Below are 25,000 nucleotides of genomic sequence, written 5' to 3' on the forward strand. Positions count from 1 at the left end.
ATCGGCGCCGGCTACTCGAGCCAGGCAATTCGATTCTCCGGGTCAACGTCATTTCCAGCCTCCTCATCTGTTCATTGCAAAATGATTGGCTGAGTACATGACTCAGCGGGCGGGTCGCCTTCCAGCTTGGAGAATCCGCCAAGAGGTTTGGTAGAGCCGCCGGGCGAAGCCGATCTGCACGGCCACATAGCGTTCCGTGACGCCGAGCTCAGCGGCGAGCGCCGCGAGAGCTCTGGTACGCTCGGGCCCTTGCACGCCAGGGCGAACGATGGTCGCCGCAGTTCGACGGAGCACCGGCGTCGGCAGGCAATCTGCCGCACGCTGACATACGTCCCCGATATTGCGGATGCCTGTCTGCTCAACGTCCAGTGCGCTCTGAACAGTCTTCGCCGTCTGGCGCACCACCGTCACTGCATGCCATCGGCGGCGGTCCTGCGGCGAAGGCGGACCGTACTGGCGAGGCGCGGTGAGGCTGTCCACGGCAAGTTCCCAAACTCCCTCTGGCACACTTTCCCGGGTCAGTTCGATAATCGTTCGCGCCCATTCCTGGTCGATGATTTTCTCAGCACTTCGATCCACCCCGCCGATCCCCAGCATCGCCAGAGTGTCGAGCGACGCCGATCCGTCCCCATCCCTTGGTTGCATGAATAGCGGGAACGTCTGGTGGCTTAGCTCCCGCCGGATGTGCGCTGCACACACGTTCGCGCAGACACCCTGCACCCACGCGCCGAAAGGGACGCCTGGAAGTTGGCGATAAAGGCCCCGGGTCACTCCATCCCAGACCGCAACCCGGATGTCCTGCATAACGTCGTCCACGTCGCTCGCCCGGCCAATTCGCGAGAGGTGCGAAACGACATATCGGCGCACACTGTCAACGGCGACCATGATCTGATCCACCGGGACCGCCGCCAACGCAGGCTCTGGTGCCCTGCGCAAGGAAACATCAACGGTAACTGCATTTGCTGCGTCATGTTGGGCCTGATTCGCTCTGGATTCGACTCGCATGGTCCTCACCGCTTCGACTAAACGATTCCAATAAGTCCGGTGACGGCTTGTCCGGCACCTCAAGAGTGGCCACTTCAACAAGGGCCGACCACGAATGCACTAAGGTTATGCAAACTATTCTCAAGGATAATTAAAGTATCGTCAAGACGACGAGTCTTACTTTTCTTCGAACGATGAATAAGAATGGATCCATGCCAAGGATTACCCAGCCTCACGACGACGCATGGTCAGCCAACGTCGAAGCCGCCGTCGCGACCTTTGGCAACCGTTCACGGAATGAGATCCTCCGCTATCTTTCGGCGCACGGCCCTGCGACCCGTGGTGACATCGCGGACTCAGTAAGCGCCGGCGAACCTAGCGTGGCCAAACATCTGCTGGCATTGGAGGAGTCCGGCGCCATCGTGGTCGATGTGGAACCAGGCCGGCGGCATGGCCGCTCACCGCGCTATTCAGCCAACCCGGTACGGATCAAGGAACTGCTGGCGGCTCATCTTGAGTATCTTCTGGAGGGGTAGCCGCTGCCTGCTCCCCCGCCGGGTGCCGCCCAATATCCTTGTTGAGATATTCAGAGATGGCCTGCAAAGTCTCCGGTGATACATCCCCCAGGGTTCGGGCCGCGAACGACTTCACTCTGGCCGCGCGGAGGGACTTGACGAATTTAAGCTGCGAATCGATTCGTTCCGGCAAGGTAGCGTCATCGCCAACCAAATAGGAGTGGTCAACCTTGAAGATGTCGCACAGGCCAGCCAGCAACACCGGATCGCTTACAAGGCGGCCAGTCCCCTCTTTCATGTAGAACCAGCGCGCGCGGGACAACTTGATGCCCCTGTCGGCCAGGTCCGCTTGAACTTCCCTGAACGTTACAGGTTTACCGCGCTCGGCCACGACCACGTCGAGCAGCAGGTTCAGGCGACGCGCGAGCTGGGCCTGAGGCGACAACCCTTCGCCATGCCCTGCCTCGTCACCACTCCGCATAACCGCCCCTTGATCAGCCACCTCAACGCCGGCAGCCCAGCAAGATACTTCGGCCGCCCTACCGCCCAGTATTCCGCGAGTCCTACGGCTCGGCAATCGGGGTCCCGATATTAGAAGATTCATTGACAGAAACATACTCTTCCATCATGACCGCAGCAGGCGTAACCTGCTCCTGTAGACCCGTCTACAGCCGATCCATTCATTCCTTAGGTTCCGGTCTCCATGTCGAACATCCTGATGAACCGAACGCGAAGCCAGATCATCCGCTTCTTACTCAAGAACGGGCCGTCAACGTGCGGCCAAATCGGGGTCGAACTACAGACATCGCCGTCGAGTATCCGCCGGCAACTCAACGTTCTCCGCGAAACGGGCCTGGTGCGGCGCACCTCAACTCAGTTTGTGGCTTCCCCCGAGCAAGTTCAGCGCCAGATCGACGCTCTCGCTGCGAGCTTCGACGGCGCGGGTCATGCCGTCGGGTCGCGCGAATCCCATGAGCTAAAGCCGGACTCAGATGTCCTCCGCGCCACCACGCAACGACGAAAGGATCGAAGAAAGGCATGAAACTCGAATTCTTCGAACCGGGCGAGGCTGCCTCGGTACTCAAGTGCTCAGAGGCATGGCTCCGCGAAGGGGCTGCCAAGGGCGATTTTCCGCATTCCGTCTGGGGCAAGGGCAAGATCGTCTTCACGTCAGTGCACCTGAAAGAGATTGCCCAACTGCGCGAAGTCCGGTCCGCGGGCCCGGGACCCACATCCGTCCGCATGATCGGCACACGGGCCCAGGCACGGCAGCAATACTCCTAACGGCGGCCCCGCCGGCTAACCACGCCAGACCACAGCGGAACGCTCAACGGCGTCGGCGGCGTCCTGCAGGGCCTGAGGCATCAAGTGGCCGTACACCTGCTCCGTTGTGCGGGTGGACGCATGCCCCAGGCGCCTCGAGATGGTGAACAACGAGACGCCGTCCTGGATCAGCCAGGACGCGTGGGTATGGCGAAGATCGTGAATTCGGGGTGACTTGGTCATCCCGCGGGCCTGCGCCGCTTTCACTGCGGGAACCCAATAGTGATGCCAGTACAGCTTGTGAATGATCCGTTCACCCTTGGGCGTCGTAAACAAGAGGTCCGAGCCGGGACGGCTGGCCACCAGTGGAATGAGAACCTCCACCAGGTGCGGGTTCAGGGAAACGGTCCTCTTGCCGGCACCCGTTTTGGTTGCCCCGATGTAGTACTCGGAATCCTCGCCGCGCTTCCACGCCTTGTTGATCCGCATGGTTGCCGGCTTGGACATCAGGTCCACGTCCGCCACGGTCACGGCGGTCGCCTCACCAAAGCGCGTGCCGGTCATGACAAGGAACTCGGTGAAAGTTTTGTACCGCTCCCCCATGCCCTGAAGGATCAGCCCAAACTCGGCATGCGTCAGGAAGCGGGCCTCGTCCTCTGCCTTTTCCCCAGACGGGAGCTGAACGTGCCGGCAGGGATTGTCACTCCGGTAGCGCAGCATAACGGCGGTCTCCATGGCCGCGAAGATCAGGCCATGGTTGTTCTTGATGGTCTTCGGTGACCTGCCCTTCTTCTGCATCGTCTTGATCCAGTAAGTCAGGTGCCGGTAGTCGAGCTTGTCGACGGGAATGTGGCCGATGACATCCGCAATGTGTAGCTTCAGCATCGTCTGGTACGTGTGGAGCGTGCCGACGGAAGGGCGGACCAGAAGGTCGATGTGTTCCTGAATCACTGCCGCAACGGTGGGTGCCTTGGTCTGGTTCTTGAGCATCACGTGCTGGGCGATTTCGAAGGACTGCTTGTTGGCATCAAGGAGTCGCTTGAGGGTGACGGCCTCTGCCTCGGTGGCGAAGGTAATGCCCTGTTCCCTGCCGACGGCCGGGTCCCGCCAGCAGACCATAAAGGAGGCCGTGCCGTCCTTTTTTGTGCGCTTTCTAACGCTGGCCATAGGAAAATGCTACGCCGCTGTCCACACATTTGGGGATTTTGTCCACAGTCAGAACCCCAAATGGGCTCTGACCTGCGGAAACACTGTGCCCGAGGTGGGACTCGAACCCACACACCTTTCGATACCGCATTTTGAGTGCGGCGCGTCTGCCAATTCCGCCACTCGGGCGCGGAGTACACGGAGTAACAATCGTAGGCCCACAACGTGATTGTGAGCAACGCAGCCACTTCCAGTGCGCGGATTTACTCTACATGCAGATAGGCTAAATTCCAGAATCGCGCCAGTGACGCCGCAACAAGCCATGCAGATCCAAGTACAGCCGCGGGCGCACCTAAGATAGTGATGTTCCCGCCGTACCTTTTCAAGGAGATCCCGTGTCAGAACCGACGGAGTCAAACACCACGTCCCAGCCGGCGCGCCGCGTCATTGTGGCCGAAGACGAAACCCTCATCCGCCTCGACATCATCGAAATCCTGCGCGGCGAGGGCTATGACGTCATCGGCGAGGCGGACAACGGCGAGAAGGCCGTGCAGCTGGCCGAGGAGCTCAAGCCGGACCTCGTCCTCATGGACGTCAAGATGCCCGTCATGGACGGCATCACGGCCGCCGAGAAGATCGTCAAGGCCCGCATCGCCCCCGTGGTGCTGCTGACCGCCTTCAGCCAGAAGGAACTCGTGGAGCGCGCCCGCGACGCTGGCGCCATGGCGTACGTTGTCAAGCCCTTCACCCCCGCGGACCTGATCCCCGCTTTGGAGATCGCCCTGTCCCGCCACGAGGAGATCAAGGCCCTCGAAAACGAGGTTACGGACCTCCAGGAGCAGTTCGCCACCCGCAAGCTCGTTGAGCGCGCCAAGAGCCTCCTCACCACCAAGATGGGCCTGACGGAGCCGGAAGCCTTCCGCTGGATCCAGAAGACCTCGATGGACCGCCGCCTGAGCATGCGCGAAGTGGCCGAGACCATCATCAACCAGGTCAACTAGCGCCAAAACGACAAAGGAGGATCCCCGCCGCGCGGCGGGGATCCTCCTCTTTGTTCCTGCCAAAAAGTTCTCAGCAAAAAGCGAGGATCCCCGCCAATACGGCGGGGATCCTCCCTTCGTGACTCAGCTACTCAGCACAAGGCTGAAGCCTAGTTCTTCTTCTTCTTTTCCGGCCACGGGCCAAGCTTTTCCCTGGTCGTACCCTCACCCAGGCGTGAGGTGTCGGCGAGGTCGCCCACCTTGTGCACCTTCAGCGAGTTGGTGGAGCCGGCCTTTCCGGGAGGGGAACCGGCAGCGATGACCACCAGGTCACCGTCTTCCACGAGCCCCATGTCCAGCAGGCTGCGGTCAACCTGCGCGGTCATTTCGTCCGTGTGGCCCACCATGGGCACGAGCACCGGCTGGATGCCCCAGGTCAACGCCAGCTGGTTCCACACGTGCTCCACCGGAGTGAACGCGAAGACCGGCTTGATCGGGCGGAGGCGGGACAGGCGGCGTGCCGAGTCACCGGACTGCGTGAACGTACAGATGTACTTGGCCTCCAGCTGGTCCGCGATCTCGACGGCGGCACGGGTGATGGCGCCACCGCGGGTCTTGGGCTTGGTGCCCAGCGGAGGGACGCGCTCCAGGCCGTGCTCCTCGGTGGACTCGATGATCCGGGCCATGACCTTGACCGTCTCGATCGGGTACTTGCCCACGCTGGTCTCGCCGGACAGCATGACTGCATCGGCGCCGTCGAGCACTGCGTTGGCGCAGTCGGAGGCTTCGGCGCGGGTGGGGCGCGGGTTGTCGATCATGGACTCGAGGACCTGCGTGGCCACGATGACCGGCTTGGCCCAGCGGCGTGCCAGTTCAATGGCGCGCTTCTGCACGATCGGCACTTCCTCCAGCGGAAGCTCAACGCCGAGGTCGCCACGGGCCACCATGATCGCGTCGAACGCGTCGATGATCTCGTGGAGCTGCTCCACGGCCTGCGGCTTCTCGATCTTGGCGATCACCGGAACGCGGCGGCCTTCTTCGTCCATGATCTCGTGGACGCGCTTGATGTCGCTGGCGTCGCGGACGAAGGACAGCGCAACGAGGTCCACGCCGCGGCGGATCGCCCAGCGGAGGTCGTCCTCATCCTTCTCGCTCAGGGCCGGCACGTTCACTGCCACGCCCGGGAGGTTGATGCCCTTGTTGTTGGACACCATGCCGCCCACGGTCACCTGGGCGACGACCTTGACGTCGTCCACCTCGATGGCGCGCAGGGCGACCTTGCCGTCGTCGATCAGCAGGGCGTCGCCCACGTTGACGTCGTCGGTGAGGCTCTTGAGCGTCGTGGAGCAGATCTCCTTGGTGCCGGGCACGTCCTCGGTGGTGATCGTGAAGATGTCACCGACCGCCAGCTCGTGCGGGCCGTCCACGAAGCGGCCGAGACGGATCTTCGGTCCCTGCAGGTCGGCCATGATCGCGACGGCCTTGCCGAGATCCGTGGCGGCCTTGCGGACGTTCTCATAGGTGTTGTCGTGCACGGAGTAATCGCCGTGGCTCATGTTCATCCGGGCAACGTCAACGCCTGCTTCCAACACCGCGAGGGTGTTTTCATAGCTGGCAATCGCCGGTCCGAAGGTGGCCACAATTTTTGCGCGTCTCATATACCTACCCTATTGGTCTCTTGCATTGGTTAAGTTGTCGCGGAGGTGAACTTCACCCCCAGGCTGCGCTACAGGACGGCGATGGCCCGGTCGGTCGGGGCCACAGGAGCGGGAAGAATCGTGCTTCCCATCAGGAACTTGTCCACCGCGGCTGCGGCGGCCCGCCCTTCGGCAATGGCCCACACAATGAGCGACTGGCCGCGTCCGGCGTCACCGGCCACGAACACGCCTTCAGTGTTGGTCATGTAGTAGCCGTCGCGGGCCACGTTTCCGCGCCCGTCGAACTCCGCGCTGACCTGCTCGACGATTCCCGCCGGTTCGGCTCCGGTGAAGCCCAGGGACAGGAACACCAGGTCGGCGGGAATGATCCGCTCGGTGCCGGCCTTCGGGAGGCGCTTGCCGTCAACGAATTCGGTCTCGGCAACCTTGACGCCAGTGAGCTTGCCGTTTTCGCCGACAAACTCAACGGTTGAGGCGAGGTAGGTGCGTTCACCGCCCTCTTCGTGGGCGCTGGCCATTTCAAAGAGCGTCGGGAACGTCGGCCACGGCTGGTGGCCCGCGCGCTCCACGGGAGGCTGCTTACCGATGGCCAGGGTGGTCACGGATGCCGCACCGTGGCGGTGCGCGGTGCCGAGGCAGTCGGCGCCGGTGTCGCCGCCGCCGAGGATCACCACGTGCTTGCCTTTGGCATGGATCTGGTTCTCGACCGTCTCCCCCGCCACGACGCGGTTCGCCGGTACGAGGTAGTCCATCGCGAAGTGCACGCCCTCGAGCTCGCGGCCCGGGATCGGCAGATCACGCGGAACGGTGGCGCCGGTGGCGATCACGACGGCGTCGTAACGCCGGCGCAGCTGCTCCCATGTCACGTCCGTGCCGACGGCGACGCCCGTGCGGAAGCGGGTGCCTTCAGCCTTCATCTGCTCGAGCCGGCGGTCCACCTGCTCTTTTTCCATCTTGAAGTCGGGGATGCCGTAGCGCAGCAGGCCGCCGATCTTGTCGTCGCGCTCGTACACGGCCACGGTGTGACCCACGCGGGTCAGCTGCTGTGCGACAGCCAAGCCTGCGGGGCCGGAACCCACGACGGCGACCGTCTTGCCGGTCAGGCGAGCCGGCGGCAGCGGGTTGACCCAGCCGTTGTCGAAGGCCTCATCGATGATGGACACCTCAACCTGCTTGATGGTCACAGCGGGCTGGTTGATGCCCAGCACGCAGGACGCCTCGCAGGGTGCCGGGCACAGGCGGCCGGTCCATTCGGGGAAGTTGTTGGTGGCATGCAGCCGCTCAATCGCTTCCTCGCCCTTGTCCCGCCACATGAGGTCGTTCCACTCGGGGATCAGGTTCCCCAGCGGGCAGCCCTGGTGGCAGAACGGCACGCCGCAGTCCATGCAGCGGCCGGCCTGGCTCTTGAGGACACCCTTTTCCTGGGCCTCGTAGACTTCCTTCCAGTCCATGATGCGGACGGGAACGGGGCGGCGTGGCTGGGTTTCACGCTGACGTACTTTCAGAAATCCGCGTGGATCAGCCACCGGTCACCTCCAGGATTCGAGACCAAACTTCTTCGCCGTCGGGGTCCAGGCCCTCTTCGATGGCGCTCAGACGGGTTTGCAGGACGGCCGCGTAATCGCGCGGCAGCACCTTGGTTATGCGGGCAGCGGTGTCATCGAAGTTCTCGAGCAGCCGCTCGGCCAGCTGGGATTCAGTTTCCTCGACATGCTTGACCAGCAGGCCGTGGACGATGTCGCGGTCCTCAGCATCCAGCTCCTGGAGCTGGAGTTCACCGGATTCCAGCGCCTGCTTGTTCACGCGGGTGATCCGCAGGTCGAGCACGTAGGCCGTTCCGCCGGACATGCCCGCACCGAAGTTCCGTCCGGTCCGGCCGATGATGAGGGTCTGGCCGCCGGTCATGTACTCGCAGCCGTGGTCGCCGATGCCCTCGACAACCGCCGTGGCGCCGGAGTTGCGCACCAGGAAGCGTTCGCCCACCTGGCCGCGCAGGAACATCTCGCCGCTGGTGGCACCGTAACCGATCACGTTGCCGGCGATCACGTTGCTCTCGGCCTGGAACACGTTGGTGCGGTCCGGGCGGACGATGATGCGGCCGCCGGACAATCCCTTGCCCACATAATCGTTGGAGTCGCCGTACATGCGCAGGGTGATGCCGGCGGGCAGGAAGGCGCCCAGCGACTGGCCTGCGGTGCCGGTCAGCGTGATGTCGATCGTGTCCGTCGCCAGCACGTCGGTGCTGAACGTCTTGGTCACGACGTGGCCCAGCATGGTGCCGACGGAGCGGTCCGTGTTGATGACGTCGACGGCGATCTTCACCGGGCTGCGGTCGGTCAGCGCCTCGGCGGCCATGGTGATGAGCCGCTGGTCGAAGTGCTTGTCCAGCTCGTGGTTCTGGCCGGTGAGGTTGCGCAGCGGCGCGTCGTCGTCGAACTCCAGCCCGTGCAGGATGGGGTCGAGGTCCAGGCCTTCGGCCTTCCAGTGGTTGATCGCTTCGCGGGTGTCCAGCATTTCCGCGTGGCCGATCGCTTCCTCGATGCTCCGGAAGCCAAGTTCTGCGAGGATTTCGCGGACTTCCTCGGCCAGGAATTCGAAGAAGTTGACCACGAACTCGGGCTTGCCCGTGAAGCGGGCCCGCAGTTCGGGGTTCTGCGTGGCGACGCCGACGGGGCAGGTGTCCAGGTGGCAGACGCGCATCATGATGCAGCCCTCCACCACCAGCGGTGCCGTGGCAAACCCGAATTCCTCGCCGCCGAGCAGCGCGGCAATGACAACGTCGCGGCCGGTCTTGAGCTGGCCGTCCACCTGCACCACCACACGGTCGCGCAGGCCGTTGAGCATCAGGGTCTGCTGGGTCTCTGCGAGCCCCAGCTCCCACGGGACACCGGCGTGCTTGAGCGAGTTCAGCGGCGAGGCGCCGGTTCCGCCGTCGTGCCCGGAAACGAGCACGACGTCGGCCTTCGCCTTGGTCACACCGGCGGCAACGGTGCCGATGCCCACCTCGGAAACGAGCTTGACGTGCACCCGGGCCGAAGGATTGGCGCGCTTGGCATCGTAGATGAGCTGCGCGAGGTCCTCGATGGAGTAGATGTCGTGGTGCGGGGGCGGGGAGATCAGTCCGACGCCGGGCGTTGAGTGGCGAGTGCGGGCAACCCAGGGGTAGACCTTCTGGGCCATCAGCTGGCCGCCCTCGCCGGGCTTGGCGCCCTGGGCCATCTTGATCTGGATGTCGTCAGCGTTGGTCAGGTAGAGGCTGGTGACACCGAACCGGCCGGAGGCGATCTGCTTGACGGCAGAGCGGCGCTCCGGATCCAGGAGGCGGTCCACGTCCTCGCCGCCCTCACCGGTGTTGGACTTGCCGCCCAGCCGGTTCATGGCGATCGCGAGCGTCTCGTGGGCTTCCTTGGAGATGGAGCCGTAGCTCATGGCGCCCGTGGAGAACCGCTTGACGATGCTGGAGACCGGCTCCACTTCCTCGAGCGGCACGGCGGGACGCTGGCCGTCCTTGAACTTGAGGAGCCCGCGCAGGGTCATCAGGTTCTCGGACTGGTCGTCCACGCCCTTGGTGTAGGCCTTGAAAATGTCGTAACGGCGCTCACGCGTGGCATGCTGCAGACGGAAGACAGTCTCCGGGTTGAAGAGGTGCGGCTCGCCGTCACGGCGCCACTGGTACTCGCCGCCGCCCAGGAGCGGGCGGTGCGGCTGTTCGATGCCGCCCTCGGGGTAGGCCATCTGGTGCCGGGCAGAAACCTCGGCCGCGATGACGTCCAGCCCCACGCCGCCCAGCTGGGAGTGCGTGCCGGCGAAGAATTCATCCACGAGCTCCTGGCCGAGGCCGAGCGCTTCGAAGGTCTGCGCTCCGGTGTACGACGCCACGGTGGAGATGCCCATCTTGGACATGATCTTCAGGACGCCCTTGCCGAGGCCCTTGATGAGGTTGTAGACGCCGTCCTGCGGGGTGACGCCGACGACGTCGCCGGCGGCGATGAGCTGCTCCACGGATTCCATGGCCAGGTACGGGTTGACGGCGGAAGCGCCGTAGCCGATCAGGACGGCCACGTGGTGCGTCTCGCGGACGTCGCCGGCCTCGACCACGAGGGCGGTCTTGGTGCGGTTGGCGCTGCGCAGCAGGTGGTGGTGCACGGCGCTGACCAGCAGGAGCGACGGGATCGGCGCCCACTGGGCGTTCGAGTCGCGGTCGGACAGCACCACGTACTGCACACCGCGGTTGATGGCGCCGGAGACCTGCTCGCAGATTTCGGTCAGCCGGGCGCGGAGGGCGTTCTCGCCGCCTTCGGGGCGGTACAGGCCACGGACCTTCATGGCGATCCTGTCGCCGTCCGGGCTTTCGATGTTGGCGATCTTGGCGAGCTGGTCGTTGTTGATCACCGGGAACGGCAGCGAAACCTGCGGCTGCCGGACCTGCTTGGTGTCCAGCAGGTTGCCGTTCGGGCCGATGGCACACATCAGGGACGTGACCAGCTCTTCGCGGATGGCGTCCAGCGGCGGGTTGGTGACCTGCGCGAAGGACTGCACGAAGTAGTCAAAGAGCAACCGGGGGCGCTTGGACAGCACGGCCACAGGCGTGTCGGAGCCCATGGCGCCGAGGGGCTCGGCACCGGTGCGGGCCATGGGGCCCAGCAGGATCTTGAGCTCTTCGGTGGTGTAGCCGAAGGTCCGCTGGCGGATGTTCACGGACGCGGCCGTGTGAACGACGTGCTCGCGCTCCGGGAGTTCGTTGAGGTCGATCAGGTTGTCCTTGAGCCACTCTGCCCACGGGTTCGCCGCGGCGACCTCTGCCTTGACCTCTTCGTCGTCGATGATCCGGCCGGCCTCGGTGTCCACGAGGAACATCTTGCCGGGCGAAACGCGGCCCTTCTTGACCACCTTGGAGGGTTCGACGTCGATGACGCCCACCTCGGAGGCGAAGACGACGAGGCCGTCTTCGGTGATCCAGTAGCGGCCCGGGCGCAGGCCGTTGCGGTCCAGGGTGGCTCCGACCAGGTTGCCGTCGGTGAACGACACGGCGGCCGGTCCGTCCCACGGTTCCATCAGCAGGGAGTGGTATTCGTAGAACGCGCGGCGTGCCGGATCCATGGTGGCGTGGTTTTCCCACGCCTCGGGGATCATCATCATGATCGAGTGCGTGATGGGGCGCCCGGAGAGCCAGAGCAGCTCGGCCACTTCGTCGAAGGACGCCGAGTCCGATGCACCGGGGGTGCAGATCGGGAACAGCTCTTCCGGGGATCCGCCCAGCAGCGGGTTCGCGAGCTGGGACTGGCGTGCGCGCATCCAGTTCCGGTTGCCCTTGACCGTGTTGATTTCACCGTTGTGGGCAATGGTGCGGAACGGCTGCGCCAGGGGCCAGGACGGGAAGGTATTGGTGGAGAACCGCGAGTGGACGATCGCCAGCTTGGTCTTGAAGCGCTTGTCCGAGAGGTCCGGGTAGAACGGCTCCAGCTGGGCCGTGGTCAGCATGCCCTTGTAGACGATGGTCCGTGAGGACAGCGACGGGAAGTAGACGCCGAACTTGTTCTGCGCGCGCTTCCGGATCCGCCAGGCCCGGGAGTCGAGCTCGTTGCGCTCCAGCTCCTCTCCGGTGGACGAGGCGAAGAACGGCTGCGAGAAGTAGGGCATGCAGGCGCGGGCCATGGCGCCGACGAGGTCGGCCACGATGGGGACCTCGCGCCAGCCGAGGACGGTGAGGCCCTCATCGGCGGCCAGGCCTTCGATCCCTGCCTTCGCGGCGTCGGCTTCACGCTGCTCGGCGGGGAGGAAGGCGGTGCCCACAACGTACTGCCCGGGTGCCGGGAGTTCGAATTCGGTCACGGCACGGAAGAACTCGTCCGGCACCTGCATCAGCAGGCCGGCGCCGTCGCCCGTTCCCTCGTCGGCGCCCACGGCACCGCGGTGCTCAAGGTTGCGCAGGGCGGTGAGGGCGGCGTCGACAATGTCGTAGCCGGGCTCACCGCGCAGGGTGGCGATGATCGCAAGACCGCAGGCGTCCTTCTCCTGCTCCGGGTTGTAGAGCCCGGCTGCCTCGGGGAGCGCCGCGAACCGCTTGAACGGTGACATGGCGGCGTCCGGCTGGTTCGATTCGGACCAGCTGGGGCTGTGAAGAGTTTGGGTCATGGGAGACGTCCTTCCTCCTGATCGTGCGTATGGAAGGGACAACGTTGGCCCCACTCAGAGCGCCGCTGTGATGGGCACAACAAAGTGTTACTTAGTGGAAATTGTAGGGCAGGGAGGGCTGCTGAACTAACAGTTACGCAGGCTCCCGGCCCGGGCTTGACCGGACAGCAGCTCTATGCTGCCCGGTGTTGGCCCTGATGCCACGACGCTGTGGTGTTGGGCGCTCCGAGCGGTGGCTCTTGCTGCCCTGGTTGCCGGTGCTGAGCTAGCGTGAGCCGTCAGCTTCCGACGCGGTTCCGGTGGCTTTGGTACCGGATTTTCCGGTGTCCGTTTCCATGGCGGACGCGGTGCCGCCGGTGGATGCCGGTACTGCTTCCGTTGGGGCAGAAGAGCGCCTGGAACCGCTTTGGTTATCAGGCAGATTATCACGCGATTCACTATCTGAGACAACAGGGTCCGCATCACGGACGGGCTGGCCGGCAGGAGCGGCGGCCGGGTCACTAGCGGCCCGGGCCGCACGCCGTCCGGCCGGCACGTGCCCCTCGCCGTCGTCAGCGACGGCGGCGGGTGCCTTGTCGCCGTCGTCGGCCGTTTTGTCCTTGTCGACGGCGGGAGCGGCGGTTTTGTCGTCGTCGACGGCGGGAGCGGCGGTTTTGTCGTCGCCGACGGCGGCAGTCTTTGAGTCACTTTCGACGGCGGCAGCGGGCTCCGCCTCGGCGGCAGGCGCGCGGCCCGGGAGGTAGGGGTCCTCCGGGTCGCCGCCCTTGCGGCGGGCCAGCACGATGAACACCGCCAGAGCCGCGATGAACACGAAGATGCTGGTCCAGACGTTCAGGCGAGTGGTGATGCCGAAGAGGCTGATCTGCTCAGCGTCGTCGATGCGCATGGCCTCGATCCACACCCGGCCCAGCGTGTAGTACATGGCATAGATGCAGAAGAGCATGCCGCGGCGGAAATGGAACCTGCGGTCCAGGGCCAGCAGGATGAGAACGCCCACGAGGTTCCACAGGGATTCGTACAGGAACGTGGGGTGGAACAGCGTCTCGGCCGGGAAGCCTTGGGGGAAGTTCGCGTTATCGGCGTCCACCTGAAGCCCCCAGGGCAGGGTGGTGGGGCCGCCGAACAGCTCCTGGTTGAAGTAGTTCCCCCAGCGGCCCACTGCCTGCGCGAGCAGCAGTCCGGGCGCCGCGGCGTCCAGGAACGCCGTGAGTTTGACGCCCGCGCGCCGGCAGCCGATCCAGGCGCCGAAGGCACCGAGCACCACGGCACCCCAGATTCCAAGGCCGCCGCGCTGGATCTGCGGAATCAGGGACAGGTCGCCGGTGCCGTCGAATCCCGGACCAAAGTACGCATCCGGGGAGGAAAACACATGGTAGAGCCGGCCGCCGATGATTCCGAACGGAATGGCCCAGATGACGATGTCCCAGACGCTGCCCTCGGGCGTTCCGCGCTTGGCCCAGCGGGCCAACGTCAGCCACAGGCCGACGACGATCCCGGCAAGAATGCACAGGGCATACGCGTGGATGCGCAGCGAACCCCACGGCAGCGGAATGTCGAAGCCGGACCAGTCCGGGCTCGGAATGCTCGCGGGGACCATGGCGGCCGCGGTGAGGAACGTCTGCATGTTGGAGGTTACTTCCTGGTCAGTCCGGCGCTGAGGTCTTTGGTGAGGCTGGCCACGGCGTCCACTCCGCCGTCCCGTATGGCGGACACGAGGGCTGTTCCCACGATCACGCCGTCGGCGTAGGCGGCGATTTCAGCCACCTGGTCGGCATTCGAGACTCCAAGGCCCACACACACACGCTCCGCGCCGGCCTCCTTGGCGGCAGCCACCACGCCCTTGGCGGCCGCGCTCACCGAGGACCGGGCGCCGGTGACGCCCATGATGGAGACGGCGTACACAAAGCCGCGGCTGGCCTCGACGGTCCGCCGCATGCGCTCGGGCGATGATGACGGCGCCACGAGGAACACCCGGTCCAGCCCGTACTTGTCGGAGGCTTCCATCCACTCGGCGGCCTCATCGGGAATCAGGTCGGGAGTGATCAGGCCCGCTCCCCCGGCTTCGGCCAGGCGCCGTGAGAACTCGTCGACGCCCATCCGGAGGACGGGGTTCCAGTAGGTCATGACCAGGACGGCGGCATCGGTCTCAGCCGTAATGCCGGCGACAACATCGAACACCTGGCGGACGGAGAAGCCCTTTGCCAGCGCCTCGGTGGTGGCGGCCTGGATGACCGGGCCGTCCATGACCGGGTCAGAGTAGGGAATGCCGACTTCGATCAGGTCCGCACCGTTGCGCGCGAGGGCGATGCCGGCGGCGATGGTGTCCTCAACGCTGGGGTACCCGGCGGGCAGGTAGCCGATCAGGGCCGCCCGCCCCTCTGACCGGGCCTTGTCAATGGCAATCGCCGATTTGCTGGTCATCTGCGCCGTGCTCACAGCTGTTCCCCTTCCTTGCCGATGGCTGCCTCTGCGGAATCCTTGTCCAGGAGGTCGAACCACTCGGCGGCTGTTGCCACGTCCTTGTCGCCCCGGCCGGACAGGTTGACGATCACGATCTTGTCGGATGCCTTGCCCTCGGCGCCCGCTTCGGCCGCCAGCCGGTGTCCCACCTTGATGGCTCCGGCGAGGGCGTGGGAGGACTCGATGGCGGGAATGATACCCTCGGTGCGGCACAGGAGCCGGAAGGCGTCCATGGCTTCGCTGTCCGTGATGGGCTCGTAGGTCACCCGTCCGATGTCGGCGAGGTACGAGTGCTCCGGCCCGACGCCGGGGTAGTCCAGCCCTGCCGAGATCGAGTGCGATTCGATGGTCTGGCCGTCGTCGTCCTGCATGAGGTACGAGCGGGCGCCGTGCAGCACGCCGGGCTTGCCGAGCGTGATGGTGGCCGCGTGGCGGCCGGTGTCCACGCCGTCGCCGCCGGCCTCGAAGCCGTAGATCCTGACCGAGGGGTCATCAAGGAAGCCGTGGAAGATGCCGATAGCGTTGGAGCCGCCGCCGATGCACGCGCAGACGGCGTCCGGCAGGCGGCCGGTCTGCTCGAGAATCTGTTCGCGGGCTTCCTCGCCGATGACCTCGTGGAAGTAGCGGACCATGGCCGGGAAGGGGTGCGCGCCGGCGGCCGTGCCCAGCAGGTAGTGGGTGTGTCCGACATTCGCCACCCAGTCGCGGAGCGCCTCGTTGATGGCATCCTTGAGGGTCTGGGAGCCGTTGGTCACCGGGATCACGGTGGCGCCCAGCAGCTCCATCCGGGCCACGTTCAGGGCCTGGCGGCGGCAGTCCTCGGCGCCCATGTAGACGACGCATTCGAGTCCGAGCAGCGCGGCGGCGGTGGCGCTGGCCACGCCGTGCTGGCCGGCTCCGGTTTCGGCGATAACGCGGGTCTTGCCCATGCGCTTGGCCAGTAGGGCCTGGCCCAGCACGTTGTTGATCTTGTGCGAGCCGGTGTGGTTGAGGTCTTCGCGCTTGAGGAAGACCCGGACACCGCCGGCGTACTCGGCGAACCGCTTCGCCTCGGTCAGGAGCGAGGGCCGGCCGGAGTAGTTCTTGTTGAGATCGGCGATCTGCGCGGTGAACTCGGGATCGGCCTTGGCCTTTTCAAAGGTGTCTTCGAGTTCGTCCAGGGCCGCGATCAGTGATTCAGGCATCCATCGGCCCCCGTAGGAGCCGAAGTAGGGTCCCGGAGCGTGGCGCAGCGACGTGCCTCCCTGCAGGAATGCATCCACCGAGCCATCGTCAGAGCCGGCTGTTGGCGCTTCGGCCATCAGTCTCACCATCCTGTTCACTTTTCACTAATTGAGGTCATGCACCATCCGCCCGCACGGCATGCGGAGGGGATGGTGCCACGGTTGGGCGGAGCTCAGACCCGGGCGGCGATCGCTGCCGCCCCGGCCGCGGTGAATTCCGCGATGCGTTCCCGCGGCGTGGCGTCGCTGACGAGCGCCTCCCCCACGAGGATGGCGTTGGCGCCGTGCGCCGCGTAGTGCGCGACGTCGTCGGCGCCCCTAACGCCGGACTCCGCCACCACGACGGCACCGGCCGGAATGCTTCCGGCGAGTGAGTCGAAAACGGAGCGGTCGACGTCGAGCGTCTTGAGGTTGCGCACGTTGACGCCGATGATCCGGGCTTCGGCAGCCACGGCGCGCTCGACTTCCTCAGGCGTGTGCGTTTCCACGAGCACGTTCATGCCGAGTTCACGGCTGAGGGCGCTGAATTCGCGCAGCTGCTGATCGGACAGGGACGCCACGATCAGCAGGATAAGGTCCGCGCCGTGGGCGCGGGCCTCCCAGATCTGGTAGTCATCGAGCGTGAAATCCTTGCGGAGCAGCGGGACGTCCACCCGGGCCCGGACCGCGTCCAGGTCCGCGAGCGAACCGTTGAAGCGGCGCTGCTCCGTCAGCACGCTGATGACGGCGGCGCCGCCGTCGGCGTACTGCTGGGCCAGCGAGGCCGGGTCAACGATGTTCGCGAGGTCGCCCTTGGACGGGCTGCGACGCTTGATCTCGGCGATGACCTTAAGGTGCTCTCGGGTGGTGGACGGGCCGTCGAGGGCGGCCCAGGCGTCCCGTGCCGGAGCCGCTGCCAGTGCGCGGTCCTTCAGTTCCGCGAGGGACACGAGACGCTTGCGGGCCTCCATGTCCTCCCTGACACCGGCATTGATGTCATCGAGCACCGTCACGGTTAGTGGCCGACGTTCTTCAGCTTGCTGCCGCCCACGCCGTAGCCTGCCTTGCGCATGATGTAGCCGGCCAGCAGGCCGAGGACCATGACCGCCGCGCCTGCCACGAAGATGGGGGTGTTGGCGATGACGAAGGCGATGGAGGCGATGAGGGCGCCCACCAGCATGACGATCACGCAGGTCCAGGCCGCCGGGCTGTTGCCGTGGCCGAGGTCGATGCTGTGGTCGATGCCGTGGTGTGTCTTGGGGGCCGCCGCGGGCTTGGTACCGGAAACAGTGGCTTTGCTCATGTGAATCTCCTCAGGATCAATACTGCTTACATTCTGCCATTTTTTGGCGCGGCCTTCGGCATCGCGGGCAGGCGCGCGCCTCCGTGACCCTCCTGCTCAGGTGGGGTCGCTCCTCAGGTGGGTTGCTCCTCAGGTAGGGTCGTCGCCGCGGGAGAGCCGGTCCCAGCTGTCGATCTCGTCCACCGGGCCGGACTGCGCCGCGGAACCCTGCGCGGCGGCGTCGTACTTGGTCCGGGTCTTCCAGTACCGTCCGGCCGGAATCACCAGCAGTCCGCAAAGGGCCAGGAGGATCCCGGCGACGACGGCGAGGACCGGAAACGCCGTGACACTCACGTCAGCGCTGCTCCCGGTGACGCCGGTGGCCGCGGCGATGGATCCCTGCGCGGCCGCCAGCGGATCCGCGAGAACAGTCGCGGCAGCGGCGATGATGCCCGCTGCCGCCAGGACGATGATGGCCGTGATGATCCAGCGCGCAATCCTGCCGGCGATGGACGCGGCGAGGCCTCCCGCCAGGGCGACGAGGGCCAGGGCAGTGACCGTCGTGGCGGCCTTGCTGCCCTGGACCTGAAGTCCGCCCTGCCCCGTGGCCTGGCCCAGCTGCTGGGGGTCCAGGTTGACGGTCATCCAGGTCTGGGTGGTGGTGCCGAAGACCGCCAGCGCGATCACCGCGATGAGCAGGACCAGCGTGGACTTGCGTGCCCACGCCGGCGCGCCGCTGCGGGCCTTGGCCTGCGCCCCGGAACTTGCGGGAACCGCCATCAGGACTCTGTCCCGGCGGATCCGGCCTCGGTGACCGACTCCGGCGTGATGTTGTGCAGCGAGCCCGCGGTGTGGACGGCCCGCAGCGGTGCGGCCGCCTTGTTGACCGTTTCCTGGGCTTCGGCAGATTTGACGGAGTCCGCCACGATGCCGCCGCCGGCCTGGACATAGGCCCGCCCTTCCCGCAGCAGCGCGGAGCGGATGGCGATGGCCATGTCCATGTCACCGGCAAAGTCCAGGTAGCCCACCACGCCGCCGTAGATGCCCCGGCGGTGCGGCTCAAGTTCGTCGAGAAGGCGCAGCGCGCGGGGTTTCGGCGCGCCGGACAGCGTTCCGGCCGGGAACGTGGCCTTCAGGACGTCGTAGGCCTTCGCCGAGGGGGCCAGCCGGCCCACCACCGTGGACACGAGGTGCATGATGTGGCTGAACCGCTCGACCTCCATGAACTGCGTGACGTCAACCGAGCCCGCTACGCAGACCTTGGAAAGATCGTTCCGCGACAGGTCCACCAGCATCAGGTGCTCGGCGCGTTCCTTCTGGTCCGCGAGGAGTTCCTCGGCGAGGGCCTTGTCCGCATCCACGGTCTTGCCGCGGGGCCGGGAGCCGGCAATGGGGTGGGTGATGACGTCCTCGCCCGTGACGGTCACGAGCGCCTCGGGTGACGAACCGACGATCGAATATTCGCGCCCGGCCGCGTCTTCCAGGCTGAAGATGTACATGTACGGGCTCGGGTTGGTGTTGCGGAGCACCCGGTAGACGTCCAGCGGGGAGGCGCCGCACTCCATCTCGAAGCGGCGGGAAATGACCACCTGGAAGACTTCCCCGTCCACGATCGCTTCCTTGCCCCGGTCGAGGGCGGCCAGGTAGTCGGTTTCGTCCCACCGTTCCTGGACGCTGGCGGCGAAATCCAGGGCCGCAGGTTCCAGCACGGACACCGGCTGGGCCACGGGCGTGCTGATGCGCGCGAGGAGTTCCTTGACGCGGCGGACCGCGTCGTGCCAGGCGTCATCCACCCGTTCGGAGCTGTTGTCGAAGTTGATGGCGTTGGCGATGAGCAGGACAGTGCCGTCCATGTTGTCGTGGACCGCCATGTCCGTGACGAGGTTCAATGCCATTTCGGGAAGCTGCAGGTCGTCCTCGGGCGGGCTGGTGAGTTTCTCCCAGTGGCGGACTGTTTCCCAGCCGAGGAAGCCCACCAGGCCGGACGTGAAGGGCGGCAGGTCGTCGAACCGGTCGGTGCGCAGGGCCTCGATCGTGTCACGGATGGCATCCACCGGGTTGCCGTCAACCGGAACGCCGGCAGGCGGTTCGCCGAGCCAGTGGGCCTGCCCGTCCTTGGTGGTGAGCGTGGCCCGGGAACGGGAGCCAATGAAGGAATACCGGGACCAGGCGCCGCCGACAGCCGCGGACTCCATCAGGAACGTGCCCGGCTGGCCCTGGGCCAGTTTCCGGTACAGGCCGATCGGTGTTTCGGCGTCCGCCAGGACTTTGAGCCGGACGGGGATGACGCGGCTGTGCTCGGCGAGTTCACGGAATTCTTCGAGGCCTGGGCTGATGATTCCTAGGTCCTGCATGGCTATTGGTTCTCCGTCTGTTCTGGGATGGTTCCTGAGTTCGCAGGCGGGGTGCCTGATCATTGGGGACAGCGGCCGCCTTGGTGCTCCCCGTCCGCCTTCGTGGCTTCAGCCACGCGGGCTATTCTGCAGGTCCGGCCACGACGTCCAGGGCCCGGCCGTCGAAGCACGTTCGCGTTCCGGTGTGGCAGGCCGCGCCGACCTGGTCGACCCGCACCAGGAGGGCGTCGCCGTCGCAGTCAAGCGCCACGGACTTCACCCACTGCACGTGGCCGGAGGTGTCCCCCTTGCGCCAATACTCCTGGCGGGAGCGGGAGTAGAAGGTGACCCGTCCGCTGCTCATTGTGCGCTTAAGGGCTTCGTCGTCCATCCAGCCCAGCATGAGCACCTCATGGGTGTCGAACTGCTGCACGATGGCGGCGACCAGTCCGGCGCTGTCCCTCTTGAGGGCCGAGGCTATCTCGGCAGGAAGAGGTGAACCGGAAGTGGGGCTGGGGGCGGGCTGCTCAGACATCAGATCAAGTCTAGTGCCCATCGCCGGGCCCGGGCACAAACGCCCGGATGGCCACGGATCCGCTCTGCGGGGAATTCCTGTGTTCGGTGCCGCTTCTTTGGTTCTATGTCGCTATGAAACTTCTCGTTCTCGGAGGCAGTGCCTGGCTTGGTCACGAGGTTGCCCGTCAGGCGGTCGGACGCGGCCACGCTGTGACGTGCGTGACCAGGGGACTGTCAGGATCCATTCCTGACGGTGCGTCGCATGTCCAGTCGGACCGGGATGACGACCACGGTCTTGAGGCCGTGGCTGCCGTGCACTGGGACGCGGTTTTGGACGTGTCCCGCCAACCTGGTCAGGTGAAGCGTGCGGTGCGGGACCTGCGGTCGGCAGACTACTACCTGTTCGTGTCCTCGGTGAGTGTCTATGCGGACCACGGCCCGCTGGGACAGGACGAGGATGCCCCGCTGTTGCCTCCGCTCGAGTCCGAGGTCATGGAGACCATGGAGACGTACGGTGAGGCGAAGGCCGCCTGCGAGAAAGCCGTCCTCGAGGGACTGGGTGCTGATCGCTGCATGATCGCCCGGGTGGGACTCATCGGGGGCCCGGGAGACATCTTCGGCCGCACAGGGTACTGGCCGATGCGGTTTGCCAACCCCTCGGTTGAAGACGGAACGGTGCTGGTGCCTAATGCACCGTCGCTTCCCGTGGAGGTCATTGATGTCCGGGACCTCGCCGCCTGGCTTGTTCAGAACTGCGAAAGGCAGCTCAGCGGCGTCTACAACGCCACCGGAGATACACACTCGTTCGCCGAGCACATCGCTGTGGCCCGGGAAGTAGCCGGCCACCAGGGACGGCTCGCCACAGCCGACGCCGAGTGGCTTCATCGGCATGGTGTGGAGGAATGGGCCGGCCCGAAGTCCCTGCCCCTGTGGCTGAGTGACCCGGAGTGGCTGGGCATGAACGCACGCTCGAACGTGCGGGCGAAGGACGCAGGGCTGGTGCTTCGACCGCTCGCGCAAACGCTTCGTGACACGCTGGAGTGGGAAGAGAGCACGGGCATCGACAAGCCGCGCCGCGCCGGTCTCACCCAGGACGAGGAAGCGGAACTTATCACCGAGCTTGGCTAATGGCCTCTGTTCTCCGCGACGAGCTCACCGAAGATGTCAGCGAAAGACGTCAGTCAGTGAAGTCTCTGAGGGTGATTTCCCTGCCGAGGTCGAGATCGTCACGAAGGTCACGGTCACCGATCTCGCTGTCGAGTTCGATGCCCGCGGCCATCATCCGGCGGAGTCGCAGGCTTTTGAAGTCTTCCGCGCTGCGCCCTTGCAGCCGGAGGGCACGGACGGCGCAGATGAGCTCAATTGAGAGGATTGTCGGGAGCGCCTGCACGGTGGACTCAAGCTGGGCGGCAGCTTCGCTGGCGAAGCTGGCGTCCTCCTCGGCGCCCAGGGAAAGAACGACGGTCTGCAAACTGGCCGGATGTGAATTTGCCCGGATGCGGCCGGCGGCCGCTGCGGCGACGTATTCGAGTATCATGACGCCCGATTGTCCGGCATCGTCGGCGGCAAGGAACCTATTGAGTCCCGTATAGGCCGGGTCGCAGAGGAGATCTATCCGGCGGAGATTGGTTGCGCAGGCCGAACCGACGGCCAGCTGGAGTGCATCCAGCCGCCGCGCCAGATTAGTCATCTGAAACAGGCCGTGATGCGACACGTCGCTCGTGCCGTCCGCCTGGGATCGGTGGACCATCGGGTTCTCGTGCCCGGAAACGACGACCCGGGCAAGGAGCTTCCCCAGGGATGACAGCTCCTCGGACTGGGAACCGAGCACCTGGGGCAGTGTCCGCAGGCAGTAGGGGTCCTGGATTCGTGCCGGGGTGCCGTGTCCCTCCACGAGGGACCGCAGGGTGTCCGCTGCTTCGGAGACTGCCTCAGTGTCGGCCGCGGCGGCCACGGCCGGGCTGAAAGCCTCAGGGTTTCCGGACATTGCACTGAAGGACATCGCGCTGATCGTTGTGGCGTTATACAGCAGCCGGTCGAGCACCTGATGGGACAATGCGGCACGCGCGATGGTCAGGGCATTGGAACTGATGAAGGGCAGGGCGTCCGCCGTGTCCCAGTCGCTGAGTCTTGCACGGAGCTGCTTGCCCCCCATGGGGAGGCGCTCCCCCAGCAGAGTCAGGGCAGTTCCGGCCAGCGCCGGGAGGTCGGCCGTGCCGATGCCGCCGAACTCCCGGACCTCGGGAATAGTGTCGTCGTTGAGCACATGCACGAGTGCTTCAGCTATGGCCGGATCGATGCCGGCGGCCCCGGCCGCCAGCTGTGAGAGCCGGACCACCAGCATGGCCCGAACAACTTCCCGCCCGAGTGTTGCTCCGGCATCCGCGGCATGGCTGCGGAGCAGGTTGAGTCCGTGTGGACTCGCCTGCCCGCCGGTGCGGTTCTGTGGAAGCACGATTGAGCGGTTGGCGCCCACGCCGGTCGACCGCCCGTATACCGGCCGCCGACGCGCAGTCTCCCGGGCAGCTTGCCGGGAGGCTTCCATTCTGCTCTGCGCCTCGGGAGTGAGCCGGACTTCGGCCCCCGAGGCGACAGTGGCGACGTCGACCAGGCTGAGCTTGATGCCATCAATTTCAATCAATTGTGCTTCCTTCGAAATGCCCAGCGAACCGGTTCTAGTGACGGTTGGGTCTGTCGAACCCGCCCTCCCCAACTAGCTCGCAGTAGATGTCGTTTTCGCGTCCCAAAACGACACCTACTGCGACCTAGTTGGGTACGAGATCTGGTCGGGCTCGGTCGCGGTGCTGGTTAGTTAGTTTGTCTCCTGCATCGGGATGCGGACGCCGCGGTCCTGGGCTACCTCGAGGGCGCGGTCGTAGCCGGCGTCGGCGTGGCGGATGACGCCCATGCCCGGATCGTTGGTCAGGAGCCGTTCGAGTTTCTGCGCGGCGAGGTCGGTGCCGTCGGCGACGGAGACCTGGCCGGCGTGGATGGAGCGGCCGATGCCGACGCCGCCGCCGTGGTGGATCGAGACCCAGGTGGCGCCGGAGGCGGTGTTGAGCAGGGCGTTCAGCAGCGGCCAGTCGGCGATCGCGTCCGACCCGTCCTGCATTGCTTCGGTTTCGCGGTACGGGGACGCGACGGAGCCGGAGTCCAGGTGGTCCCGGCCGATCACGATGGGCGCCTTGACCTTGCCTTCCTTCACGAGCTGGTTGAACAGCAGCCCGGCCTTGGCGCGTTCGCCGTAGCCCAGCCAGCAGATCCGCGCGGGCAGGCCCTCGAACTCCACGCGCTCCCCGGCGGCGTCGATCCAGCGGTGCAGGTGCTTGTTCTCCGGGAAGAGCTCCTTGATCGCCTTATCGGTGACGGCGATGTCCTCCGGGTCCCCGGAGAGCGCGACCCAGCGGAACGGGCCCAGGCCCTCGCAGAACAGCGGGCGGATGTAGGCCGGGACGAACCCCGGGAATTCGAACGCACGGGTGTAGCCGCCCTTGCGGGCCTCGTCGCGGATGGAGTTGCCGTAGTCGAACACCTCGGCGCCGGCGTCCTGGAACTCCACCATGGCCTGGACATGCCTGGCCATCGAGGCCTGGGCCTTCTTGGTGAACCCTTCCGGGTCGGCCGCGGCCTCGGCCTGCCACTCCGTAACGGTGATGCCCTCGGGCAGATAGGACAGCGGGTCGTGCGCGGAGGTCTGGTCCGTGACGATGTCCACGGTCAGCTCCCCGGCGTTGTGGCGGCGCAGGATCTCCGGGAACACCTCGGCGGCGTTGCCGACGTAGCCGACGGACCAGCCGCGGCGCTCCTCCTTGGCCGCCAGGACCTTGGCGATCGCGGCGTCAAGGTCGGTCTCGACCTCGTCGAGGTAGCGCTTGCCGGCGCGGCGGCGCAGCCGGGTCTCGTCGACGTCGACAATCAGGCACGCGCCGTCGTTCAGCGTCACGGCCAGCGGCTGCGCCCCGCCCATGCCGCCGCAGCCGCCGGTGAGCGTCAGGGTCCCGGCGAGGGTGCCGTTCTCGTCCCCGGTGAGCTTCCGCGCGATCGCGGCGAACGTCTCGAAGGTGCCCTGCAGGATGCCCTGGGTGCCGATGTAGATCCAGGACCCGGCCGTCATCTGGCCGTACATCATCAGGCCCTCGGCCTCGAGCCGGCGGAACTCGGGCCAGTTCGCCCAGTCCCCCACCAGGTTCGAGTTCGCCAGCAGCACCCGCGGGGCCCACTCGTTGGTCCGGAACACACCCACCGGCTTGCCGGACTGGACCAGCAGCGTCTCGTCCTTCTCCATCGTCTCCAGGGTGCGGGTGATCGCATCGAACGCGGCCCAGGACCGGACAGCCCGGCCGGTGCCGCCGTAGACCACCAGGTCATCGGGGCGCTCTGCCACCTCCGGGTCCAGGTTGTTCATCAGCATCCGCAGCGGGGCCTCCGTCTGCCAGGACTTGGCGCTGAGCTCGGTACCGCGGGCCGCTTTGACCGGGCGGGCACCGGTGGTGAAATCGGCAGTCATCTTGTCTCCTTGGTCCGGT

General features: G+C 65.8%; 21 protein-coding genes and 1 tRNA gene. 5 read left to right on the forward strand and 17 right to left on the reverse strand.

Annotated features, from left to right (window positions below; all coding sequences use genetic code 11):
* Positions 1-102: 102 nt before the first annotated feature.
* Positions 103-885 (reverse strand): sigma factor, encoded by a 783-nt coding sequence (locus tag J7I89_RS18405; protein ID WP_214973284.1) that lies wholly within the window; start codon positions 883-885, stop codon positions 103-105.
* A 311-nt stretch (positions 886-1,196) separates the two neighbouring features.
* Here J7I89_RS18405 and J7I89_RS18410 point away from each other — a divergent pair, with 311 nt between their 5' ends.
* Positions 1,197-1,520 carry a helix-turn-helix transcriptional regulator gene (locus tag J7I89_RS18410; RefSeq protein WP_214973285.1) on the forward strand — a complete coding sequence of 108 codons (324 nt, stop codon included), beginning with the start codon at positions 1,197-1,199 and terminating at the stop codon, positions 1,518-1,520.
* On the opposite strand, the gene J7I89_RS18415 is transcribed toward J7I89_RS18410, so the two are convergent.
* Entirely contained in the window at positions 1,474-1,980 is a 507-nt protein-coding gene (locus J7I89_RS18415) for a hypothetical protein (RefSeq protein WP_214973286.1), read from the reverse strand. The two genes, J7I89_RS18410 and J7I89_RS18415, sit on opposite strands and share 47 nt — an antisense overlap.
* 222 nt (positions 1,981-2,202) lie before the next feature.
* Between J7I89_RS18415 and J7I89_RS18420 the strand changes: the two genes are divergently transcribed.
* The gene (locus J7I89_RS18420) at positions 2,203-2,541 is read left to right on the forward strand and encodes a helix-turn-helix domain-containing protein (RefSeq protein ID WP_214973288.1); all 339 of its coding nucleotides are present in this window, start codon (positions 2,203-2,205) and stop codon (positions 2,539-2,541) included.
* On the forward strand, positions 2,538-2,783 hold the full coding sequence (locus tag J7I89_RS18425) for a hypothetical protein (RefSeq protein WP_214973290.1): 246 nt from the start codon (positions 2,538-2,540) through the stop codon (positions 2,781-2,783). Before J7I89_RS18420 ends, J7I89_RS18425 begins: the two co-directional genes overlap by 4 nt.
* A gap of 15 nt (positions 2,784-2,798) precedes the next feature.
* Here the strand turns inward: J7I89_RS18425 and J7I89_RS18430 are convergent, their stop codons facing one another.
* Entirely contained in the window at positions 2,799-3,929 is a 1,131-nt protein-coding gene (locus J7I89_RS18430) for a site-specific integrase (RefSeq protein WP_214973292.1), read from the reverse strand.
* 86 nt (positions 3,930-4,015) lie between these two features.
* Positions 4,016-4,097 (reverse strand) — tRNA-Leu (locus tag J7I89_RS18435).
* A 206-nt stretch (positions 4,098-4,303) separates the two neighbouring features.
* On the opposite strand from J7I89_RS18435, the gene J7I89_RS18440 reads away from it, so the two are divergent.
* A complete protein-coding gene (locus J7I89_RS18440; RefSeq protein WP_056625858.1) occupies positions 4,304-4,909 on the forward strand; it encodes an ANTAR domain-containing response regulator in 606 nt (201 codons plus the stop codon).
* A gap of 149 nt (positions 4,910-5,058) precedes the next feature.
* Here the strand turns inward: J7I89_RS18440 and pyk are convergent, their stop codons facing one another.
* From pyk to hisI, 11 genes are all read right to left on the reverse strand, one after another.
* Positions 5,059-6,546, reverse strand: a complete 1,488-nt coding sequence (gene pyk / locus J7I89_RS18445) for a pyruvate kinase (protein WP_214973293.1) — start codon at positions 6,544-6,546, stop codon at positions 5,059-5,061.
* Positions 6,547-6,614: 68 nt separating this feature from the next.
* Entirely contained in the window at positions 6,615-8,072 is a 1,458-nt protein-coding gene (locus J7I89_RS18450; RefSeq protein ID WP_214973294.1) for a glutamate synthase subunit beta, read from the reverse strand.
* On the reverse strand, positions 8,065-12,681 hold the full coding sequence (gene gltB, locus J7I89_RS18455) for a glutamate synthase large subunit (RefSeq protein WP_214973296.1): 4,617 nt from the start codon (positions 12,679-12,681) through the stop codon (positions 8,065-8,067). The genes J7I89_RS18450 and gltB overlap by 8 nt, the downstream gene beginning before the upstream one ends.
* A 265-nt stretch (positions 12,682-12,946) precedes the next feature.
* Positions 12,947-14,305, reverse strand: coding sequence for a prolipoprotein diacylglyceryl transferase (gene lgt / locus J7I89_RS18460; protein WP_214973299.1), 1,359 nt, complete (start codon positions 14,303-14,305; stop codon positions 12,947-12,949).
* 8 nt (positions 14,306-14,313) lie between these two features.
* The gene (gene trpA / locus J7I89_RS18465) at positions 14,314-15,102 is read right to left on the reverse strand and encodes a tryptophan synthase subunit alpha (protein ID WP_214973373.1); all 789 of its coding nucleotides are present in this window, start codon (positions 15,100-15,102) and stop codon (positions 14,314-14,316) included.
* An 11-nt stretch (positions 15,103-15,113) separates the two neighbouring features.
* Positions 15,114-16,442: a tryptophan synthase subunit beta gene (gene trpB, locus J7I89_RS18470; protein ID WP_214973301.1), complete on the reverse strand. Its 1,329-nt coding sequence runs from the start codon at positions 16,440-16,442 to the stop codon at positions 15,114-15,116.
* A gap of 95 nt (positions 16,443-16,537) precedes the next feature.
* Complete coding sequence (gene trpC / locus J7I89_RS18475; RefSeq protein WP_214973303.1) at positions 16,538-17,356, reverse strand: indole-3-glycerol phosphate synthase TrpC; 819 nt, start codon at positions 17,354-17,356, stop codon at positions 16,538-16,540.
* Between the two features lie 2 nt (positions 17,357-17,358).
* Entirely contained in the window at positions 17,359-17,646 is a 288-nt protein-coding gene (locus tag J7I89_RS18480) for an HGxxPAAW family protein (RefSeq protein ID WP_214973305.1), read from the reverse strand.
* A gap of 129 nt (positions 17,647-17,775) precedes the next feature.
* The gene (locus J7I89_RS18485; RefSeq protein WP_214973307.1) at positions 17,776-18,405 is read right to left on the reverse strand and encodes a Trp biosynthesis-associated membrane protein; all 630 of its coding nucleotides are present in this window, start codon (positions 18,403-18,405) and stop codon (positions 17,776-17,778) included.
* The gene (locus J7I89_RS18490) at positions 18,405-19,979 is read right to left on the reverse strand and encodes an anthranilate synthase component I (RefSeq protein ID WP_214973309.1); all 1,575 of its coding nucleotides are present in this window, start codon (positions 19,977-19,979) and stop codon (positions 18,405-18,407) included. The genes J7I89_RS18485 and J7I89_RS18490 overlap by 1 nt, the downstream gene beginning before the upstream one ends.
* 121 nt (positions 19,980-20,100) lie before the next feature.
* Positions 20,101-20,493, reverse strand: coding sequence for a phosphoribosyl-AMP cyclohydrolase (gene hisI, locus J7I89_RS18495; RefSeq protein WP_214973312.1), 393 nt, complete (start codon positions 20,491-20,493; stop codon positions 20,101-20,103).
* Between the two features lie 113 nt (positions 20,494-20,606).
* Here hisI and J7I89_RS18500 point away from each other — a divergent pair, with 113 nt between their 5' ends.
* Positions 20,607-21,602 carry an oxidoreductase gene (locus J7I89_RS18500; protein ID WP_214973314.1) on the forward strand — a complete coding sequence of 332 codons (996 nt, stop codon included), beginning with the start codon at positions 20,607-20,609 and terminating at the stop codon, positions 21,600-21,602.
* Positions 21,603-21,651: 49 nt separating this feature from the next.
* Here the strand turns inward: J7I89_RS18500 and J7I89_RS18505 are convergent, their stop codons facing one another.
* Positions 21,652-23,115 (reverse strand): aromatic amino acid lyase, encoded by a 1,464-nt coding sequence (locus J7I89_RS18505; protein ID WP_214973315.1) that lies wholly within the window; start codon positions 23,113-23,115, stop codon positions 21,652-21,654.
* A gap of 171 nt (positions 23,116-23,286) precedes the next feature.
* Positions 23,287-24,981, reverse strand: coding sequence for a urocanate hydratase (locus J7I89_RS18510; RefSeq protein WP_214973316.1), 1,695 nt, complete (start codon positions 24,979-24,981; stop codon positions 23,287-23,289).
* Positions 24,982-25,000 lie beyond the last annotated feature (19 nt).

Source organism: Arthrobacter sp. ISL-5 (assembly GCF_018613835.1).
GTDB lineage: Bacteria > Actinomycetota > Actinomycetes > Actinomycetales > Micrococcaceae > Arthrobacter.

Excerpts from the sequence above, each read along its gene's own strand:
- J7I89_RS18405 (WP_214973284.1), bottom strand. The coding sequence starts at position 885 with ATGGTCGCCGTTGACAGTGTGCGCCGATATGTCGTTTCGCACCTCTCG.
- J7I89_RS18420 (WP_214973288.1), top strand. The coding sequence starts at position 2,203 with ATGTCGAACATCCTGATGAACCGAACGCGAAGCCAGATCATCCGCTTC.
- J7I89_RS18430 (WP_214973292.1), bottom strand. The coding sequence starts at position 3,929 with ATGGCCAGCGTTAGAAAGCGCACAAAAAAGGACGGCACGGCCTCCTTT.
- J7I89_RS18510 (WP_214973316.1), bottom strand. The coding sequence starts at position 24,981 with ATGACTGCCGATTTCACCACCGGTGCCCGCCCGGTCAAAGCGGCCCGC.
- J7I89_RS18485 (WP_214973307.1), bottom strand. The coding sequence starts at position 18,405 with ATGGCGGTTCCCGCAAGTTCCGGGGCGCAGGCCAAGGCCCGCAGCGGC.
- pyk (WP_214973293.1), bottom strand. The coding sequence starts at position 6,546 with ATGAGACGCGCAAAAATTGTGGCCACCTTCGGACCGGCGATTGCCAGC.
- trpA (WP_214973373.1), bottom strand. The coding sequence starts at position 15,102 with ATGACCAGCAAATCGGCGATTGCCATTGACAAGGCCCGGTCAGAGGGG.
- J7I89_RS18490 (WP_214973309.1), bottom strand. The coding sequence starts at position 19,979 with ATGCAGGACCTAGGAATCATCAGCCCAGGCCTCGAAGAATTCCGTGAA.
- J7I89_RS18410 (WP_214973285.1), top strand. The coding sequence starts at position 1,197 with ATGCCAAGGATTACCCAGCCTCACGACGACGCATGGTCAGCCAACGTC.
- lgt (WP_214973299.1), bottom strand. The coding sequence starts at position 14,305 with ATGCAGACGTTCCTCACCGCGGCCGCCATGGTCCCCGCGAGCATTCCG.
- hisI (WP_214973312.1), bottom strand. The coding sequence starts at position 20,493 with ATGTCTGAGCAGCCCGCCCCCAGCCCCACTTCCGGTTCACCTCTTCCT.
- gltB (WP_214973296.1), bottom strand. The coding sequence starts at position 12,681 with ATGACCCAAACTCTTCACAGCCCCAGCTGGTCCGAATCGAACCAGCCG.
- J7I89_RS18415 (WP_214973286.1), bottom strand. The coding sequence starts at position 1,980 with ATGCGGAGTGGTGACGAGGCAGGGCATGGCGAAGGGTTGTCGCCTCAG.
- trpB (WP_214973301.1), bottom strand. The coding sequence starts at position 16,442 with ATGGCCGAAGCGCCAACAGCCGGCTCTGACGATGGCTCGGTGGATGCA.
- J7I89_RS18425 (WP_214973290.1), top strand. The coding sequence starts at position 2,538 with ATGAAACTCGAATTCTTCGAACCGGGCGAGGCTGCCTCGGTACTCAAG.
- J7I89_RS18500 (WP_214973314.1), top strand. The coding sequence starts at position 20,607 with ATGAAACTTCTCGTTCTCGGAGGCAGTGCCTGGCTTGGTCACGAGGTT.
- J7I89_RS18480 (WP_214973305.1), bottom strand. The coding sequence starts at position 17,646 with ATGAGCAAAGCCACTGTTTCCGGTACCAAGCCCGCGGCGGCCCCCAAG.